The organism is Pseudomonas sp. TE31087 (genome assembly GCF_057284075.1).
In genome coordinates, this window is the sequence record NZ_JBXVNN010000001.1 from 556,054 (window position 1) to 573,053 (window position 17,000).

At 65.3% G+C, this 17,000-nt stretch carries 15 protein-coding genes; 6 read left to right on the top strand and 9 right to left on the bottom strand.

Annotation, left to right across the window (positions count from 1 at the left end):
• The first annotated feature begins 6 nt into the window (after positions 1 to 6).
• Together tssM and ACZ899_RS02520 are read left to right on the top strand one after the other, a co-directional pair.
• The gene (gene tssM / locus ACZ899_RS02515) at positions 7 to 3,597 is read left to right on the top strand and encodes a type VI secretion system membrane subunit TssM (RefSeq protein ID WP_234562949.1); all 3,591 of its coding nucleotides are present in this window, start codon (positions 7 to 9) and stop codon (positions 3,595 to 3,597) included.
• 102 nt (positions 3,598 to 3,699) lie between these two features.
• On the top strand, positions 3,700 to 4,464 hold the full coding sequence (locus ACZ899_RS02520) for an SDR family oxidoreductase (protein ID WP_234562948.1): 765 nt from the start codon (positions 3,700 to 3,702) through the stop codon (positions 4,462 to 4,464).
• A 117-nt stretch (positions 4,465 to 4,581) separates the two neighbouring features.
• Here the strand turns inward: ACZ899_RS02520 and nhaA are convergent, their stop codons facing one another.
• Positions 4,582 to 5,784 carry a Na+/H+ antiporter NhaA gene (gene nhaA, locus ACZ899_RS02525; protein WP_234562947.1) on the bottom strand — a complete coding sequence of 401 codons (1,203 nt, stop codon included), beginning with the start codon at positions 5,782 to 5,784 and terminating at the stop codon, positions 4,582 to 4,584.
• Between the two features lie 671 nt (positions 5,785 to 6,455).
• Here nhaA and ACZ899_RS02530 point away from each other — a divergent pair.
• Positions 6,456 to 7,481, top strand: coding sequence for an IS110 family RNA-guided transposase (locus ACZ899_RS02530; protein ID WP_203646634.1), 1,026 nt, complete (start codon positions 6,456 to 6,458; stop codon positions 7,479 to 7,481).
• A gap of 445 nt (positions 7,482 to 7,926) precedes the next feature.
• On the opposite strand, the gene ACZ899_RS02535 is transcribed toward ACZ899_RS02530, so the two are convergent.
• From ACZ899_RS02535 to ACZ899_RS02555, 5 genes are all read right to left on the bottom strand, one after another.
• Positions 7,927 to 8,712, bottom strand: a complete 786-nt coding sequence (locus ACZ899_RS02535; RefSeq protein ID WP_234562935.1) for an ABC transporter ATP-binding protein — start codon at positions 8,710 to 8,712, stop codon at positions 7,927 to 7,929.
• An 11-nt stretch (positions 8,713 to 8,723) separates the two neighbouring features.
• Positions 8,724 to 9,479 (bottom strand): ABC transporter permease, encoded by a 756-nt coding sequence (locus ACZ899_RS02540; RefSeq protein ID WP_234562934.1) that lies wholly within the window; start codon positions 9,477 to 9,479, stop codon positions 8,724 to 8,726.
• A gap of 2 nt (positions 9,480 to 9,481) precedes the next feature.
• A complete protein-coding gene (locus tag ACZ899_RS02545) occupies positions 9,482 to 10,240 on the bottom strand; it encodes an ABC transporter permease (protein WP_234562933.1) in 759 nt (252 codons plus the stop codon).
• 134 nt (positions 10,241 to 10,374) lie between these two features.
• On the bottom strand, positions 10,375 to 10,782 hold the full coding sequence (locus tag ACZ899_RS02550; protein WP_234562932.1) for a DoxX-like family protein: 408 nt from the start codon (positions 10,780 to 10,782) through the stop codon (positions 10,375 to 10,377).
• Positions 10,779 to 11,231: a thiol-disulfide oxidoreductase DCC family protein gene (locus ACZ899_RS02555; protein ID WP_234562931.1), complete on the bottom strand. Its 453-nt coding sequence runs from the start codon at positions 11,229 to 11,231 to the stop codon at positions 10,779 to 10,781. The genes ACZ899_RS02550 and ACZ899_RS02555 overlap by 4 nt, the downstream gene beginning before the upstream one ends.
• Before the next feature lie 145 nt (positions 11,232 to 11,376).
• On the opposite strand from ACZ899_RS02555, the gene ACZ899_RS02560 reads away from it, so the two are divergent.
• The 3 genes from ACZ899_RS02560 (at position 11,377) to ACZ899_RS02570 (ending at position 14,871) form a co-directional block, all read left to right on the top strand.
• On the top strand, positions 11,377 to 11,571 hold the full coding sequence (locus ACZ899_RS02560) for a DUF1289 domain-containing protein (RefSeq protein WP_186734552.1): 195 nt from the start codon (positions 11,377 to 11,379) through the stop codon (positions 11,569 to 11,571).
• Positions 11,572 to 11,639: 68 nt separating this feature from the next.
• A complete protein-coding gene (locus tag ACZ899_RS02565; RefSeq protein ID WP_203652133.1) occupies positions 11,640 to 11,984 on the top strand; it encodes a hypothetical protein in 345 nt (114 codons plus the stop codon).
• Between the two features lie 694 nt (positions 11,985 to 12,678).
• Positions 12,679 to 14,871 carry an OsmC domain/YcaO domain-containing protein gene (locus ACZ899_RS02570; RefSeq protein ID WP_234562930.1) on the top strand — a complete coding sequence of 731 codons (2,193 nt, stop codon included), beginning with the start codon at positions 12,679 to 12,681 and terminating at the stop codon, positions 14,869 to 14,871.
• Between the two features lie 49 nt (positions 14,872 to 14,920).
• Here the strand turns inward: ACZ899_RS02570 and ACZ899_RS02575 are convergent, their stop codons facing one another.
• Genes ACZ899_RS02575 through bufB form a run of 3 tightly spaced genes read right to left on the bottom strand, consistent with a single transcriptional unit; the run spans position 14,921 to position 16,984 of the window.
• Complete coding sequence (locus ACZ899_RS02575) at positions 14,921 to 15,388, bottom strand: DoxX family protein (protein WP_234562929.1); 468 nt, start codon at positions 15,386 to 15,388, stop codon at positions 14,921 to 14,923.
• Positions 15,389 to 15,398: 10 nt separating this feature from the next.
• Positions 15,399 to 16,154 carry an HvfC/BufC N-terminal domain-containing protein gene (locus tag ACZ899_RS02580; RefSeq protein WP_234562928.1) on the bottom strand — a complete coding sequence of 252 codons (756 nt, stop codon included), beginning with the start codon at positions 16,152 to 16,154 and terminating at the stop codon, positions 15,399 to 15,401.
• Complete coding sequence (gene bufB, locus ACZ899_RS02585) at positions 16,151 to 16,984, bottom strand: MNIO family bufferin maturase (RefSeq protein ID WP_203652136.1); 834 nt, start codon at positions 16,982 to 16,984, stop codon at positions 16,151 to 16,153. The genes ACZ899_RS02580 and bufB overlap by 4 nt, the downstream gene beginning before the upstream one ends.
• Between the last annotated feature and the right edge of the window lie 16 nt (positions 16,985 to 17,000).

A 17,000-nucleotide genomic window follows, 5' to 3' on the forward strand; every position in this document is an offset into this window, starting at 1 on the left:
ACCGCCATGAGCAAACTCTGGGCGCTTTTCAAACGTTGGGGCCTGCCGCTGGCGTCCCGAATCAATCTGGCCATGCCGCTGTTGCTGGGCCTCGGAGCGGTGTTGCTGCTGGTACTGATCTGGTGGCTCGGGCCGCAATGGCAGTGGCACGGGCAGCAGCCGTTGGCCAGCCTGGAGCGTCGCAGCGTCGCCACACTGCTGCTGGTGTTGTTGCCGTTGCTGATCTGGCTGTTCGTGCTGCGTGCACGCTTTCAACGGCTGCAGGCCGAACGCCAGCAGGATATCGAGGCGAGCGCCGACCCAATACTGCCTGTGCTCCTGGCTCAACAGCACGCCCTCGATGCGGGGCTGGCAAGCTACCTGGAGCATGCCGGCGGGTACCGCGCGTTGTATCGGTTGCCCTGGTATCTGCTGCTGGGCGACGAGGGCGCGGGCAAGACCAGCCTGATGGAGCGCTCGGACCAGCGCTTTTCCCTGACGCGGATCGGCAAGGTCCAGGCACACGGGCGCCAGGACGAGGCGTTGGCCTATCCCGTGGACTGGTGGATCAGCGACGATGCGGTGGTCATCGACCCGCCGGGGGCGCTCATGACCCGGCAGGCCCCGGATGGCAACCTGCCCGACACGCTCGACAAGGCCAGGCCGGCACTGCCGGCTGGCACCCAGGCGCGGTTATGGATGCACCTGCTGGGTTGGCTGGCCCGCACGCGCAGTCGCAACGCCCTCAATGGCGTCGTGCTGGTCGTCGATCTTGCCGCCTTGCAGCTGGCCACGCCGCAGCAGCGCATGGCCTTGGCCCAGGTGCTGCGGGCTCGCCTGCATGAGGTAAGCAACCAGTTGGGCGCGCGTTTGCCCGTGTATGTCGTGCTGAGCAAGTTCGATTTGCTGGATGGGTTCGAGCAGTTGTTTGCGCGCCTGACGCAAGCCGAGCGTGAGCGGATGCTCGGGTTCACCTTCAGGCTGGATGCCGTCAGCGCGTTCGATGCCTGGCTGGATGAGCTGGCCGAGCAATACGACTGGTTGGTGAGGCGGACCGAGGAGCAGGTGCTCAACGACCTGGGTGTGCTGGGCAAGACCGACCTGCGTGAACGGCTGGTGTCCTTGCAGGGCCAACTGCTTGGCCTGCGGCCGATACTGCTGGCGTTCCTGCGCGAGATGCTGGTGAGTGATCGCTTCACCACGCCTGCACTGGTGCGGGGCCTGTACCTGTCCTCGATGCTTCAGCAGGGCCAGGTGCTCAACGCCTTCCAGCGCAATGTGGCCCATCCCTTCAAGGCCGATGCGCCGGTCAGCGAGGGCAAGCCCCAGGGCCGGCAACAGGCGTATTTTGCCCAACGCCTGTTCCAGCAGGTGGTGTATCCGGAGGCCGGGCTGGCCGGCGACAACATCAGGGTGGCGCTAGGCAAGCGACGCCTGCTGTGGGTGGGCTCGGGGGTCGGGGCATTGGCGCTGGTCGTCATGGGCAGCGCCTGGCAGCGCTACTACGAGGCCAACAGCGACAAGGTGGCCAGCGTCCTGGACATGAGCCGGGCATTCGGCAGCCATGAACTGGATCAGCGGCTGGACCCCACCGGGCGCAACCTGCTGGCGCCACTGGAGCAGATTCGCGAGGCAGTGGCGGTGTTCGGCGACTATCGATCGGCCTGGCCGGTGGTGGCGGACCTGGGGCTCTACCAGGGACGCCTGCTGGGGCCGCGGGTCGATGAGGCCTACCTGAGCCTGTTGTCCAGGCGCTTCCTGCCGGCCGTCGCCAGCGGGGTGATCGATGCCATGGATGCCGCGCCTGCGGGCAGCGAGCAGCAGATGGCCGCGCTCAGGGTGTACCGGATGATCGAGGACCGCCACAATCGACGGCCGGAATGGGTCGAGCAGTGGATGGCCCGGCAATGGCAGACGGCCTTCCCTGGCCAGGGGCAATTGCAGCAGGCCCTGATGCGTCACCTGCAATACGCCCTGGCCTATGCCGATACCGAGCTGCCACAGTTCCGCCAGCGGCTTGGCCAGGCCCAGCAAGGCCTGCGTGAGGTACCTCTGGCGCAACGTGTGTATGTCAGCCTGAAGCAGCAGGCCCAGGAGCAGTTGCACAATGGCCTGGACCTGCGTCATGAGGTCGGGCCTGCCTTCGATTCGGTGTTCCAGCTCCGCTCCGGCGACGCCCAGGTGCCCGTTGACCTGTTCCTGGCGCCCATGCTGACGGCCAAGGGTTTCAGCGAATACTTCCTGCCTCGCAGCGCACAGGTCACCGACCTGGCAATGGTCGATCAGTGGGCGTTGGGCGAGCGCCGCCAGCTGGACTATTCACCGGCTGATCGCGATGTATTGATCGAGGGTATCCGCAACCTCTACAGCGCGGACTATATCGACAGCTGGCGACGAGCCCTGAACGCACTCGCAATTGCCCATTTCCGTGACCTGGAGCATGGGGTATCGGTGCTGGGGCAATTGACGGGGCCGGCAGAGCCCTTGCGTCGACTGCTGGAGAGCGTGCGCGCCAATACGGCGATGTCCACGCTGGCGGACAACGTAGAGGCCCCGAATCTGGCGGGGCAGGCTGTCGACCAGCATCTGGTCGGTATTCGTCGGGCCTTCTCGGGCTTGAACGACATGCTGCAGGCCAAAGGGGAGCGGCCCAGCTATTACGATGAAGCCTTGAGCGCGATTGCCGCCGTCCACGACCAGGCAAGAGGGGTACAGGACAGCCCTGACAGGGGCAAGGCCGCTCTGCAGGCGGTGCTACAGCGTTTTTCGATGAGTGGCGCGGACCCGATTGCCACCTTGCAGCGGGTTGCGACAGGGCTGCCCGAGCCGGTCGGACAGCAGGTGAGGGCCGTCGCGGACCAGACGGCGCAAGTGCTGGTCGTCGAGGCGCTGCGTGAGCTCGAGCGGCGCTGGGATGCCGACGTCTACAGCTTCTTCCAGCAGCGCTTGGCAGGACGATATCCCTTTGTGGTCGGGGGGGCTGATGCTGCCCTCGATGATTTCGAGGCGTTCTTCGGGCCCAAGGGGCGCCTGCAGCAGTTCCAGGAGCGGTACCTGAACGCATTCATCAAGGACAACCTCGACGCGCTGTACGCCGAGAACCAGGATGGCTACCTGATTCGCAACGAAGTCATCGACCAACTCGCCCTGGCAGACCGTATTCGCGAAACGTTCTTTGACCCGCGCGGCAACCTCGGCGTGCAGTTCAGCATCGAGCCCCTGGGGCTCAGCGCCAATCAGCGCACCAGCTTGCTGGACCTCGATGGTCAACTGGTCTCCTACACCCACGGCCCCAGCCAGATCACCGGTGTGATCTGGCCCAACACGCTTGGCCAGCAGGTACGCAGCAACCTCACCCTGCTCAGGCTCAATGGCAACAGCAGCAGCCTGGAATACCGGGGCCCCTGGTCGATGTTCCGCCTGCTCAGCCGTGGCGCCCTGAATGGCCGCAGCGCCACCGCGGTGGACCTGAGCTTCAAGACCGGTGACGGTGTGATGCGCTATCGGCTCAGTTCGGAGAAAGCCTTCAACCCGATCACCCAGCAGCCGTTCAAGGGCTTCAAGTTGCCGCGTACCTTGCTGCAGCAACCTATCGCAGATGCACCGCAGGCCATATGAGCCAAGGTTGATAGTGCACAAGAAACGGAGAGCTTCCCGGCACCACGCCACCCGATAGTACCCCGCGCACCCTGCACCCAACTTCAGGACGAGGTACTTATCATGCAACTGGCAGGCAAAGTGGCAATCATCACCGGCGCCAGCTCCGGTATCGGCCGAGCTGCGGCGACATTGTTCGCCCGGCACGGCGCCAACCTTGTGCTCACGGCTCGGCGCGAGGTCGAGCTTGAGCAGTTGACGGCGGACATCGCGGCGGCAGGGCAAGGCCGGGCTGTGGCCGTGGCTGGCGACATCACCGATGCGGTGTTGGCCAGGGAGCTGGTGGATGTGGCGGTGGCGCGCTTCGGTGGCCTGGACATCGCCTTCAACAATGCCGGTACCCTCGGTGAACTGGCCGCCGTCCCCGAGCTGTCCCTGGAGGGCTGGCAACACACCCTGCACACCAACCTCACCAGCGCCTTCCTCTGCGCCCAGGCGCAGATTCCAGCGTTGCTGGCCCGTGGCGGCGGCTCGCTGATTTTCACCTCGACCTTTGTCGGCCACAGCGTGGGCATGCCGGGCATGGCCGCCTATGCGGCGAGCAAGGCCGGGCTGGTCGGCCTGGTCCAGGTCATTGCGGCGGAGCAGGGCAGCCGTGGCATACGCGCCAACGCGCTGCTGCCCGGCGGTACCGATACGCCCATGGGCCGCAGTGCGATGAACAGTCCCGAGGCCCGGGCCCATGTCGAAGGGTTGCATGCCCTCAAGCGCCTGGCCCGGCCGCAGGAGATCGCCGAGGCGGCGTTGTTTTTGGCGTCGGAGGCATCGAGTTTCATGACCGGGGCGGCCATGGTGGTGGATGGTGGGGTGTCGGTGGTGCGGGGGTGAGGTGGTCTGCAGGTTCCGCGTGGTGCTGTAGAAACGATCGCGGGGCAAGCCCGCTCCCACGCAGGTTCAGTTACCAGTAGATCAAACGGGGCTGCCAGGCAGCCCCGAGCGCTTGCATCAATCCGCCGGCTTGGGTGCAAAACGCAGGATCAGGCAGGCGATCACCGCCGATAGCAGCGAGCCCAGCAGGATGCCGATCTTGGCCGCGTCGATCTTATCGGCCTGGCCGGGGAAGGCCAGCTCGCCGATGAACAGGCTCATGGTGAAGCCGATGCCGCACAGCATCGCCACGCCGTAGATCTGCAGCCAGCTGGCGCCATGGGGCTTGCTGGCCAGGCCGGTCTTGACCGCCAGCAGCACGCCGCCGAACACGCCGAGCTGCTTGCCCAGCAGCAGGCCCAGGGCAATGGCCAGCGGCAACGGGGCGAAGATGTCGCTCAGGCCCAGGTCGCCGAACGAGACACCGGCGTTGGCGAAGCCGAAGGCCGGCACGATGAGGAAGCCGACCCAGGGCGCCAGGCCATGCTCCAGCTTGAGCAGCGGGCTGGCTTCGCGGGCCTCGCTGTCGCCGGTGCTGTAGGGGATCAGCAGGGCACCGACCACGCCGGCGATGGTGGCGTGCACGCCCGACAGCAGGGTCACGTACCACAGCGCGGCCACGCCGATCAGGTAGGGCCACAGGCTGACCACGCGCAGGCGATTGCAGGCCAGCAGCACGGTGACGATGCCGGCGGCGCCGGCCAGGGCCAGCAGATTCAGCGACGAGGTGTAGAACACGGCGATGATTGCCACCGCGCCCATGTCGTCGATGATCGCCACCGAGACCAGCATCACCTTGAGCGACAGCGGCGCGTGCCGGCCGAGCAGGGCCAGGGCGCCGACGGCGAAGGCGATGTCGGTGGCGGCCGGGATCGCCCAGCCGTCGGCCAGGCCCGGCTCGCCACGGGATACCGCCAGGTAGATGAGCGCCGGCACGGCCATGCCCATCAGTGCCGGCAGGGCCGGCAGGCGGCGCTGCTCCCAACTGGCCAGGCGGCCGTCGACCAGCTCGCGCTTGATCTCCAGGCCCACCAGCAGGAAGAAGATCGCCATCAGGCCATCGTTGATCCACATGTGCACGGTCATCGGGCCGAGCTTGTCGGTCAGCACCGGGCCGACGGGCAGGTGCAGCAGGTGCTGGTAGGCACTGGCCCAGGGGCTGTTGGCGATGACGATGGCCAGCGCGGCGGTGAACATCAGCAGGACGCCGCCGGCCGCCTCGGTGGCCAGCAGGTGCCGCAGCATCGAGCGCGGCTTGACGGGTGGAAGGGGTGCGGTCATGTAACGCTCCTCGTTCATGGCATCACCCTCGCGGTGGCAGTGGCGCGGCGGGCAACGGGCACGGCGGGACGCTGGCTCCGGACAAGACGGGCCACTGCGGCGAAGGGCGAGAAGAAGGATAGGAAATGCGGCGCAACAACCCACGCCGTGAAGACACGGGGCAGGAAGGGCCATGGGGAATGGAGGCATGCGTGCAACATGGACAAATCTCACGGAAAACAAATGAATGTTCTCCGTATTCGGGAAGGCTCCCGGGCGCACGCAGCACACGCCAGGCGGCCATTCTAACGGTGCGGGCGAAGGTGTGTGTTGCATTTTTGCATCGAAATGTTGCCAAGCGAAGGTATCGCTTCGTGGCAGCGTGTTCGACGACAGAGTTGCGGCGCCTATCAGATCGAGCGCCGCCCGCGCGGCGCATCGCGACGCAAGGCCGCTCCTACATCTGTTTCGGGCCAGTCAATCCTGTGCCATTACCTGGTCCGCCTTGTTGGTACGATGCGGTTTCAGCGTGGGCACCACTGCCGCTTCACCTGTCTCAAGACATGCACCAAGGCGGGAAACCATGGCCTGACAGGTTCGGCACGTTGCAACAAATAATGAAATGGCTACCCCCGCCCCACCCTGTGTCAGCCCTCTAAGCTTTCACAGGGTGCCTATCGGAGTGCAACGCCATGAACACTGTCGCCATCATCGCCATCGACCTGGGAAAGTTGAGCTTCCATGTACACGCTCAGGATGATCGGGGTCATGAGCTCTATCACCGCAGGTTCAACCGTGAGTCACTCATCCGCCACCTTGCCAATCTTGCGCCCTGCACGGTGGCGATGGAGGCCTGTGGTGGCTCTCATTTCATGGCGCGAGAGGTGACGAGACAGGGTCATACGCCCAAACTTATTCCCGCACAGTTCGTTCGCCCCTACGTGAAAAGCAACAAGAATGACTTTGCCGATGCTGCCGCTATCGGTGAGGCGGCAACCCGCGATCAGATGCGCTTCGTGCCTCCCAAAACCGAGGCCCAGCAGGCGCTGGCGATGCTCAATTCACTGCGCGACAGCTTCATCAGAGACCGTACTGCCACCATGAACCGCATCCACGCTTATTTGCTCGAGGTGGGGGTCAGTTTGGCACCCACCTTCAAGGCGGTCCGGGAGCTCCCCATTCTGCTGGACGACAGTACCTTCTCACCGTTGATCAAGAAGCTGTTGCTGGACCTACATGCCCACTTCCGCTATCTCGATGATCGGATCAAGGCTCTGGACAAGGAAGTGCATAGCCAGGCCGTTAGCGATGATCTTGCTTCCCGTTTGATGTCGATACCTTGTATTGGCCCGATCACCGCTACCGCCCTGGCTGCGGAATTGGGTGATGGTAAGCAGTTCCGCTGTGGGCGAAATTATTCAGCCTCCATAGGCCTGGTTCCCAGGCAGCACACGACAGGCGGCAAACCTTGCCTGGGGCGAATCAGCAAGCGGGGCGACGGCAATCAGCGACGACTGCTGATCCAGTGCGCGAGGGTCTATCTGATTGGGCTGGAGCGCAAAACCGGCAAGCTGGCGGACTGGGTACGTGGCTTGCTACGTGTTCACCACCCCAACCTGGTGGTGTGCGCTATCGCCAACAAACTGGCCCGAATCGCCTGGGCCATCACGGCACACCACAGCGAATTTGATGCAGGGTCAAGCGCCATGAACGCTTGACCCTGCAGACACACGAGTAACAACCCACCTGGTTTTGCGATGCTGCACACAGATGACGTGAACGGTATACCGGCCTGGCGATCAACCTGAGCTCCTACTCGGCTTCAGAAGCCGAACAAATATCTAGGCTCGTCGGGCGCGATTTTCATCGAGGCGCGGGACCAACCTCCCACACGACGCCGTATAGATTGACGCAAACCAAACTCACGCACATCTCAGTACAGTATTGCAGAAATGGGGGTAACCATAGATGTAGGAGCGGCCTTGCGTCGCGATGCGCCGCGCGGGCGGCGCTCAATCTGATAGGCGCTGCAAGGCTTTCGGCGAACACCTGGAGCCCCCCCGGTCTAATGTCGGCGCCATCGGTGGCGCGATGGCCACGGTGCTGGCCCACATGCTCGGTTAGCTGCTGATGACCGAGCCGGCCATGCCCAGGCCGGACAGGTCAATGCCCGACCAGTTGCGCCAACAGGCGCTGCTTGTGCTGGAACAACAGCGCCGTATCGCGTTGTCGCGGATGTGCCAGCTCCAGTTGCACCTGCTCGCCGATGCGCCCCGGATTGGCCTCCATCACGATCACCCGGTCCCCCAGGTACAAGGCCTCCTCGATATCGTGGGTGACCATGATCACCGTGCAGCGCTCCTGTATCCAGATGCGCTGCAGCTCCTGCTGCAGGCGCACGCGGGTCAGGGCATCGAGGGCGCCGAAGGGCTCGTCGAGCAGCAGCACCTTGGGCTTGTTCACCAGCGCCCGGGCGATCGCGCCGCGCTGGGCCATGCCGCCGGAGAGCTGGTGCGGATAGGCCTGCTCGTAGCCTCGCAGGCCGACCAGGGCGATGTGCTCATCGACCAGGCGCTGCTTCTGCGCCGTGCCCAGGTCATGGTTCTTCAAGGCCAGGGCGATGTTCTGCTGCAACGTCATCCAGGGAAACAGGCGGTGGTCCTGGAACACGATGCCGCGCTCCAGGCCCGGGCCGTTCAGCGGCTGGCCGTCGAGCAGGATCTGCCCCTGGTAGTCCGGGTCCAGGCCGACGATCAGGCGCAGCAGGGTGGACTTGCCGCAGCCGCTGGCGCCAAGGATGCTGACGAACTCGCCAGGGCGGATGTCCAGGTCGATGCCTTGCAGCACCGGCACGGGCCGGCCCTTGAGCGGGTAGGTCTTGCTCAGGTTGCGGATGCTCAGCGCGCCGGTCTGCACGTGGGCGGGTAAGGATGGGGCGATGGCGTTCATGGTCGGGCCTTTCAACGGGTGGGGCGCCAGCGCAGCAGGCGGCGGGCGAGCAGGGTGGACAGCCAGGTCATCAGGTAGCCGCACAGGCCGATGCACAGCACGCAGATCACGATGATCTCCATGCGCGCGCCGGCCTCGGCGTTCATCATCAGGTTGCCCAGGCCGGCGCCGGAGGCGAGGAACAGCTCGCTGCCGACCGCCGTGACCCAGGCGAAGGCCAGGGCCTGCAGCACGCCGGTGGCGATGCTCGGCAGGGCGGCGGGCAGCAGGACCAGGCGCAATTGCTGCCAGCGCCCGAGCGCCAGTACCTGGCCGACTTCGCGATGGCGCACATCGACCTGGCGCAGACCCTCGAAGGTGTTGAGCACCATCGGATACAGCGCCGCCAGGCTGACGATCAGCAGCTTCGATGCTTCGCCGTTGCCCAGCCATAGGGCGATCAGCGGGATCCAGCCGAGCATCGGCACCTGGCGCAGGGCGTGGAACAACGGTGCCACCAGGCGGTTGGCCAGGGGCGACAGGGCCATCAGCGCGCCCAGAGCGACGCCACCGACGATGCCCAGGGCGAGGCCGGCACTGGTGCGGGCCAGGCTGGCCAGCAGGTTGACCAGCAGCTCGCCGTTGCCCAGCAGTTCCAACAGGGCCTGGCCGATGGTCGCCAATGGCACGAAGGCGTAGGCGCCGGCGGCGTCCTGGCGCGAGGCCAGTTCCCAGGCGCCGATCAGCAGCAGTGGCAGCAGCAGGCCACGCAGGTTGCGCAGATTCATCATCATCTCCCGGCCACTTGCCAGCCGGACAGGCGCCGTTCGACACGGCGCAGCGAGAAGTCCAGGGCAAAGCCGATCACCCCGGTGATCGCCACGCCCACCATCACCACATCGATGCGCAGCATCTGCCGGCCCATCTCGATCATCTGCCCCAGGCCGCTGTCGGCCGCCAGCAACTCGCAGGCCACCAGCACCACCCAGGCGCGGGTCAGGGCCACGCGCACGCCGGTGACGATGGCCGGCACCGCGGCGGGCAGGGCGATGCGTGCGACCAGGGTCGGCCAGCGCAGGCGGTACACGGCGGCCACTTCGAAGTGGCTGCGGGGGATGGCGCGGATGCCCTCGACCGTGGCCAGGGCCACCGGGAAGAACGCGGTCTTGGCGACGATCACCACCTTGAAGGTCTCGTCGATACCCAATAGCAGCACCAGCATCGGGATCAGGGCGATGCTGGGGATCTGCCGCAGGGTATGGAACAGCGGCGCGCAATAGGCCTTGACCGTGTCTGACAGGGCCATGGCCGTGCCGAACGCAAGGCCGGCCAGCGCGCCGGCGGCGAAGCCCAGCGACAGGCGCGACAGGCTGCCGGCCAGGTGCTCCTGCAATTCGCCGGTGGCCAGCAGGTCGGCGAAGCTGCGCCAGACCTCCAGGGGCGGCACCAGCAGGTTGGCCGGGAACAGTGCGGCGTCGGCGACTGCAGCCCACAAGGCGAGCAGGGCCAGGGGAGAGACCAGCCAGGTGAGGGCTTTGAATGGGGACATGGCGAACCTTGTGCACGGCGGGTGATACCGAGGTATCGCAATCGCCGTGCCAGGGATCAGGCTACGGTTTTACAGGGGCTGCGAGCGGGGCTGCTGGTGGCGCAGCAGTGGGGTGTTGCTGTGGCAACAGTCGCTCAGCAATGGCTCGGGATATTCGCGGGGGACTGGCTTGCAGCGTCCTGGCGGGAAAGCCAAGCCACGGCACACAGCGCCATCCCCGCCACATTCAGCGAAACCGGGTTGAAGGCATCCACCAGCATCGAGGGTTGCATCACCGCCACATCCACCAGCAGGCCCAGCAATACCGCTGCGCCGACCAGCAACGGCCAGACCAGCCGTGGCATCAGCAGCAGGGCGGCGAGCGCCAGTTCGGCCACGCCGGCGGCCTGTGACAACCAGGTGGCGTGTGCCAGCCCGTGGGCTTGCAGCAGCACCTGTTCACCGGGGCTGAGAATGATCAGCTTGGGCACCAGCCCATGGTAGGCGAACACGAAGGCCAGGCTGGCCCGGGCCAACCAATGGACCTGGTTTAGACGGTTCATGGCTGCTCCTCGAGGAAACGACGCTTGTGGTCCGGGCTGGGCAGCAGGCATTGGTCGTATCGGCCGAACAGCCGATAGCGGTTGAGCGCCACGCGGTCGTACAGCCAGTCCCGCAATCTGCGGGGACACAGGCGCAGCACGCGCAGCAGCGGCCAGGCACCGGGCAGCTGGCGGACCACCTCGAAGAAGGCCTCGGAGCGTACCCAGTAGTGTCGATCGCGGATCACCGCCATGGTGTCGAACGCTGTCACCGGCAGGCCTGCCCAGGCCAGCAGGGCCTGGCCTTGCGCTGACTGGACCGTGGCCAGGCGGATACGCCGGTGGCGATCATGGCGGATAACGAACCTCGCCCAGCCGTTGCACAGCCTGCACACGCCGTCGAACAGCAACACGGTTTCCCCTGGCGCAAGCAGTGGGGCAGGGGAAGGGCGTATCAGTGAGGCGGGCATGGCTTGCTTCCGTTCAGGCTGAAAGTGGCATTTTAGAGGGCTTGAGCGGGAAATGGCGAGCCACCGGCGCCGCTCCCTCAGGGATTGGTCGGTTCAAGGGCGGTAGCCGAACCGTTATCATGCGCGCCCGACATTGGAGCGCACCATGGCCAAAGACATCGACAACCCCTGCGTCTCGCTGTGCCAGCTCAACAGCGAGTTGTGCGTGAGCTGCGGCCGTACCCGGGACGAGATCCGCAAATGGCGGGGCATGAAACGCCCGGAGAAGATGGCGACCGTGCAGCGGGCCGCGACGCGGATGAAGGCCATCGTCAAGAAAAACGCCAGGCGTTCGATCTGAGAGACGCCGAACACCTTCAGAGGGCTGGCCTAGACTTGCGCTGACGACCGTATCCGTGGGAGAGCCCCATGCGCAGACTCTGGAAAAAGTACCTCGCACTGCTCGACGCCGACCTCAGTACCAAGGTCTTCGACAATTTCAAGAACCTGCTGGTGTGCGCGCTGCTGTTCGCCGCAGGCACCGAGGCGATCCACGGCAACCAGCAGGTCCTGCTGGGGCTGTGGGTGTTCAGTTTCACCGGCTGGGGGTTGATCCTGGTGTCGGCGCTGCTGTTTTTGCTGAATGTCAGCGATACCTTGCACCGCCTGGCGAAGTTGCCCTACCACACGGTACTGCAGGTGACCCTGTGCCTGGTCTACCTGATCCTGGCGTCGCGGGTGGTCGAGATCGTCTGGAGTTTCAGGGCGGAGTAGGCATCGCGGCGGATTCGGGCCTGGGGTTGTCCCTTTTATGGCCTTTGGGGTGTAAGGGTTATTGACCGGGTGAGGGCCTCCAGGTGTCCACCGCAACCGTTACAGCGCCTATCAGATCGAGCGCCGCCCGCGCGGCGCATCGCGGCACAAGGCCGCTCCCACAGGCGTGGCGCGTGGCTTTAGGGCTGCACGGTCGCTGTGGGAGCGGGCTTGCCCGCGAACACCGGCATAGCCGGTGCCAGGTACCGCGTCGCCTGCTTCGCGGGTAAACCCACTCCCACAGGGATCGCGCCAGATTCTAAAAATTGAGCAAGACAGTTGCTCCCACATCTGTTTCGGGCCAATTTCTCCTGTGCCATTACCTGGTCCGCCTTGTTGGTACAACGCGGTTTCAGCGTGGGCACCACTGTCGCTCCACCTGTCTCAAGACATGCGCCAAGGCGGGCAACCATGGCCTGACAGGTTCGGCACGTTGCAACAAATGTGGGAGCGGCCTTGCGTCGCGATGCGCCGCGTGGGCGGCGCTCGATCTCATAGGCGCTGCAACGCTAACGTCGAACACCTTGAAAAGCCCGGGCACCGCATGCAGGTGAGCGGCCGACCTCCAACTCGTCGCCAGCCAACACTTCCCGGCAAAAATCCCGGATAATGCCCGCCATTTATCCGTTCCCGCCCGCTTTTGGTACCCCTGCGCATGGAAATCAAGGTCAATTTTCTCGACAACCTTCGTCTCGAAGCCAAGTTCGATGACTTCACGGTGATCGCCGACCAGCCGATCCGCTACAAGGGCGACGGCTCGGCCCCGGGGCCGTTCGACTACTTCCTGGCGTCGTCGGCCCTGTGCGCGGCGTACTTCGTCAAGCTGTACTGCCAGACCCGCGATATTCCGACCGAGAACATCCGCCTGTCGCAGAACAACATCGTCGACCCCGAGAACCGCTACAACCAGATCTTCAAGATCCAGGTCGAGCTGCCCGAGGACATCTCCGAGAAGGACCGCCAGGGCATCCTGCGCTCCATTGATCGCTGCACCGTGAAGAAGGTGGTGCAGACCGGCCCCGAGTTCATCATCGAGGAGGTCGACAACCTCGACGCCGATGCCCAGGCGCTGCTGATGCCAGTGTCCGACAGCACCACCTACATCCCGGGCAAGGACCTGCCGCTGGAGCAGACCATCGCCAACATGTCGGCGATCCTCGCAGGCCTGGGGATGAAGATCGAGATCGCCTCGTGGCGCAACATCGTGCCCAACGTCTGGTCGCTGCACGTGCGCGACGCGCAGTCGCCGATGTGCTTCACCAACGGCAAGGGCGCGACCAAGGAAGCGGCGCTGGCCTCGGCGCTGGGCGAGTTCATCGAGCGGCTGAACTGCAACTTCTTCTACAACGACCAGTTCTGGGGCGAGGACATCGCCAACGCGGCGTTCGTGCACTACCCCAACGAGCAGTGGTTCAAACCAGGGCCCAAGGACGCGCTGCCGGCCGAGATCCTCGACGAGCACTGCCTGCAGATCTTCAACCCCGACGGCGAGCTGCGCGGTTCGCACCTGTACGACACCAACTCGGGCAACAAGGAGCGTGGCATCTGCTCGCTGCCGTTCGTGCGCCAGTCGGACGGTGAGACGGTGTACTTCCCGTCCAACCTGATCGAGAACCTGTACCTGAGCAACGGCATGAGCGCCGGCAACACCCTGGCCGAGGCGCAGGTGCAGTGCCTGTCGGAGATCTTCGAGCGGGCGGTCAAGCGCGAGATCCTCGAAGGCGAGCTGTGCCTGCCGGACGTGCCGCAGGAAGTGCTGGCCAAGTACCCGGGCATCGTCGCCGGCATCCAGGGGCTGGAGGAGCAGGGCTTCCCGGTGCTGGTCAAGGACGCGTCGCTGGGCGGTGAGTTCCCGGTGATGTGCGTGACCCTGATGAACCCGCGCACCGGTGGCGTGTTCGCCTCGTTCGGCGCTCACCCGAGCTTCGAGGTGGCGCTGGAACGCAGCCTCACCGAGCTGCTCCAGGGCCGCAGCTTCGAGGGCCTGAACGACCTGCCGCAACCGACCTTCGACAGCCTGGCGCTGACCGAGCCGAACAACTTCGTCGAGCACTTCATCGATTCCAGCGGCGTGGTGTCGTGGCGCTTCTTCGGCGCCAAGGCCGACTTCGAGTTCGTCGAGTGGGACTTCTCGGGCCACGGCGAGGACTCCAACCAGCAGGAGGCCCAGACCCTGTTCGGCATCCTCGAAGACCTGGGCAAGGAGGTGTACATGGCCGTGTACGACGACCTCGGCGCCACCGCCTGCCGCATTCTGGTGCCGGGCTATTCGGAGATCTACCCGGTCGAGGACCTGATCTGGGACAACACCAACCGCGCCCTGGGTTTCCGGGCCGACATCCTCAACCTGCACAAGCTGGACAACCGTTCGCTGAAGCTGCTGCTCAAGCGCCTGGACAACGCCGAGGTGGACGACTACACCACCATCACCACGCTGATCGGCGTCGAGTTCGACGACAACACGGTGTGGGGCCAGCTGACCATCCTCGAGCTGAAGCTGCTGATCCACCTGGTGCTGCAGCGTTTCGAGGACGCCAAGGAGCTGGTCGAGATGTTCCTGCAGTTCAACGACAACACCGTCGAGCGCGGGCTGTTCTACCAGGCGCTGAACGTGGTGCTGGAGGTGGTGCTGGACGATGAGCTGGAGATGGCCGACTACGAGCACAACTTCCGGCGCATGTTCGGCAATGAGCGGATGGACGCGGTGCTGGGCTCGGTGGATGGCAGCGTGCGCTTCCATGGGCTGACGCCGACCAACCTGCAACTCGAAGGGATGGACCGCCACCTGCGCCTGGTGGAAAGCTACAAGAAACTGCACGCGGCGCGGGCGCGGGCGGCAGGGCTCTGAACCGAGCCGCTCGAATGAGTGAAAAGGGTCGCCTGGCGACCCTTATTATTTAGCGAAACCGTAACACCCGGTCCAGGGACAGTGCCCCGCCGCCCCGGGCGATCAGCAGCAGGAGCAGGCCGGCCCAGGAAAGGTGGGTGGGCCAGGCATCCGGGTAGACGAAGATCTCGATCACCAGGGTCATGCCCAGCAGGGCCAGGGCCGACAGTCGGGTGAACAGGCCGAGCACCAGCAACAGCGGGAACAGGTGCTCGGCGTAAGTCGCCAGGTGCGCCGCCAGCCAGGGTGACACCAGTGGCAAGGCGTACTCGCTCTGGAACAGCTCGTAGGTGCCGGGGGTGATGCTCAGCAGGCCTTCGACCTTGGTCCGACCGGACAGAAAGAAGATCGAGGCGATGCCCAGGCGGGCGACCAGGCACAGGACACTGTCGCCGAGCAAGCGTTGCAGCTGTGCGGCGGCGCGGTTCCAGTAAAGGCGCAGGCCGTGGGGCGATGGGCTGGCGTGGCTGATGTCCATGGCGTTTTCCTCAGGTGAAGGCGAGCGGGCGCAAGGCCCGGGCATTCAGCAGCCCGCCAAGCAGGTCACTGAAGTCCAGGTCGGGTTGGGCGTGCAGGGCAAGCTGTGAGGCCTTGTCCAATGTGTAGCCGGCGGCACAGGCATCGAGGAAGGTGCATCCCCCCAGGCTCAACGGCTGGTGGACGACGCCTTCACGGGCGCCGCTGAGCAGGGCGCCCTCGGCCACCCAGGGCCGATCCTCGGGCCAGGCCCTGCCGTCGCGGCTGTGGTGCCAGAGGCTGTAGGCAGGATGCTGGTCGAACCAGTGCCAGCGTACGCCGGAGCGCGGGCTCAAGTGGCTGCGTTCGAGGTCCGAGGCGGTCATGCCGGCCAGGTCGGCCAATGTCAGCCAGGGCTCGTCGTCGGCGCCGAACGCTTCGCACCAGGCGAAGTCCAGCCGTGCGACGTCCGCCAGGTAGCAAAGCCCATGGACGGGCTGCAACGCCTCGAGAAATGCCGGAAACGCCGCGCCATAGCGGATCAGTCGCACATCACAGGGCGGCGATTGCCGGGCATATTCCGCGGTGGCGTCGTGCATCCATTGGCGCCCGACCAGGGTTTCGACGCTGGGAAAGTTGGCGCGCAGGGCCTCGACGCAACCGGCCAGCACCGTGTTGCGGTACACCGTGAACGCGGGCTGTGCTGTCAGTGCCGCCAGCTCAGGCGCGGGGCGCTGATAGACGGCGTCGATGAAGGCATTCTGGAACTGTTCGAGGCGCAGGTTCATGGCAAGGCTCCTGCCAGGTCGAGGGTGGCCTGGGCGAGGGCGCGTTCGGCGAGCAGTTCGTCAAACGCGGGGATGTTGCCGTCGCGTTCAATCAGGGTCGGACGCGGACCGATGCGGGCGATCAACTGCTGGTACAGCGACCACACCGGCGCGGCGATGGCGGCATCGTGGGAATCGACCAGCAGTGCGCCCTGGGCGTCGTGACGGTGTCCGGCCAGGTGGATCTCGGTGATGGCCTGGGCAGGGAAGCGGGCGAGGTAGTTGGCGGCATCGAAGCCGAGATTGTAGGCACTGACGTACACATTGTTGACGTCCAGCAACAGGCCGCAGCCGGTGCGTCGCACCAGCTCGGCGAGGAAGTCGATCTCATCCAGGTCATGGCCCTGCAGGTGCAGGTAGTGGCTGGGGTTCTCGATGGAGATGCGGCACCCCAAAGCGTCCTGGGTGCGCTGGATGTTGTCGGCAATGCGGGCCAGGGCCTCGTCGCTGCGGGGGAAGGGCAGCAGGTCCGGATGATACTGGCCGCGCCAGGTCGACCAGGCCAGGTGTTCCGACACCAGGGCCGGGTGTACCTGGTCGATCAGGGTACGCAGGCGCCGCAGGTGCGTGGCGTCAGGTTCGGCATCCGCCGCCAGTGACAGTGCCACGCCGTGCAGCGACAGCGGATGGCGCTCGGCCATCCGCGCCAGCCAGGCCAGGCGAGGGCCGCCGACCATGTAGTTTTCCGGATGGACTTCGAACCACAACCCTTCGGCGTGGCAGGCCCAGGCCTGGTCATAGTGCTCGGCCTTGAGGCCGAGCCCTGCGCCCATCGGCGTATTTCCGTTCATGGTCGATGGCCTGTGC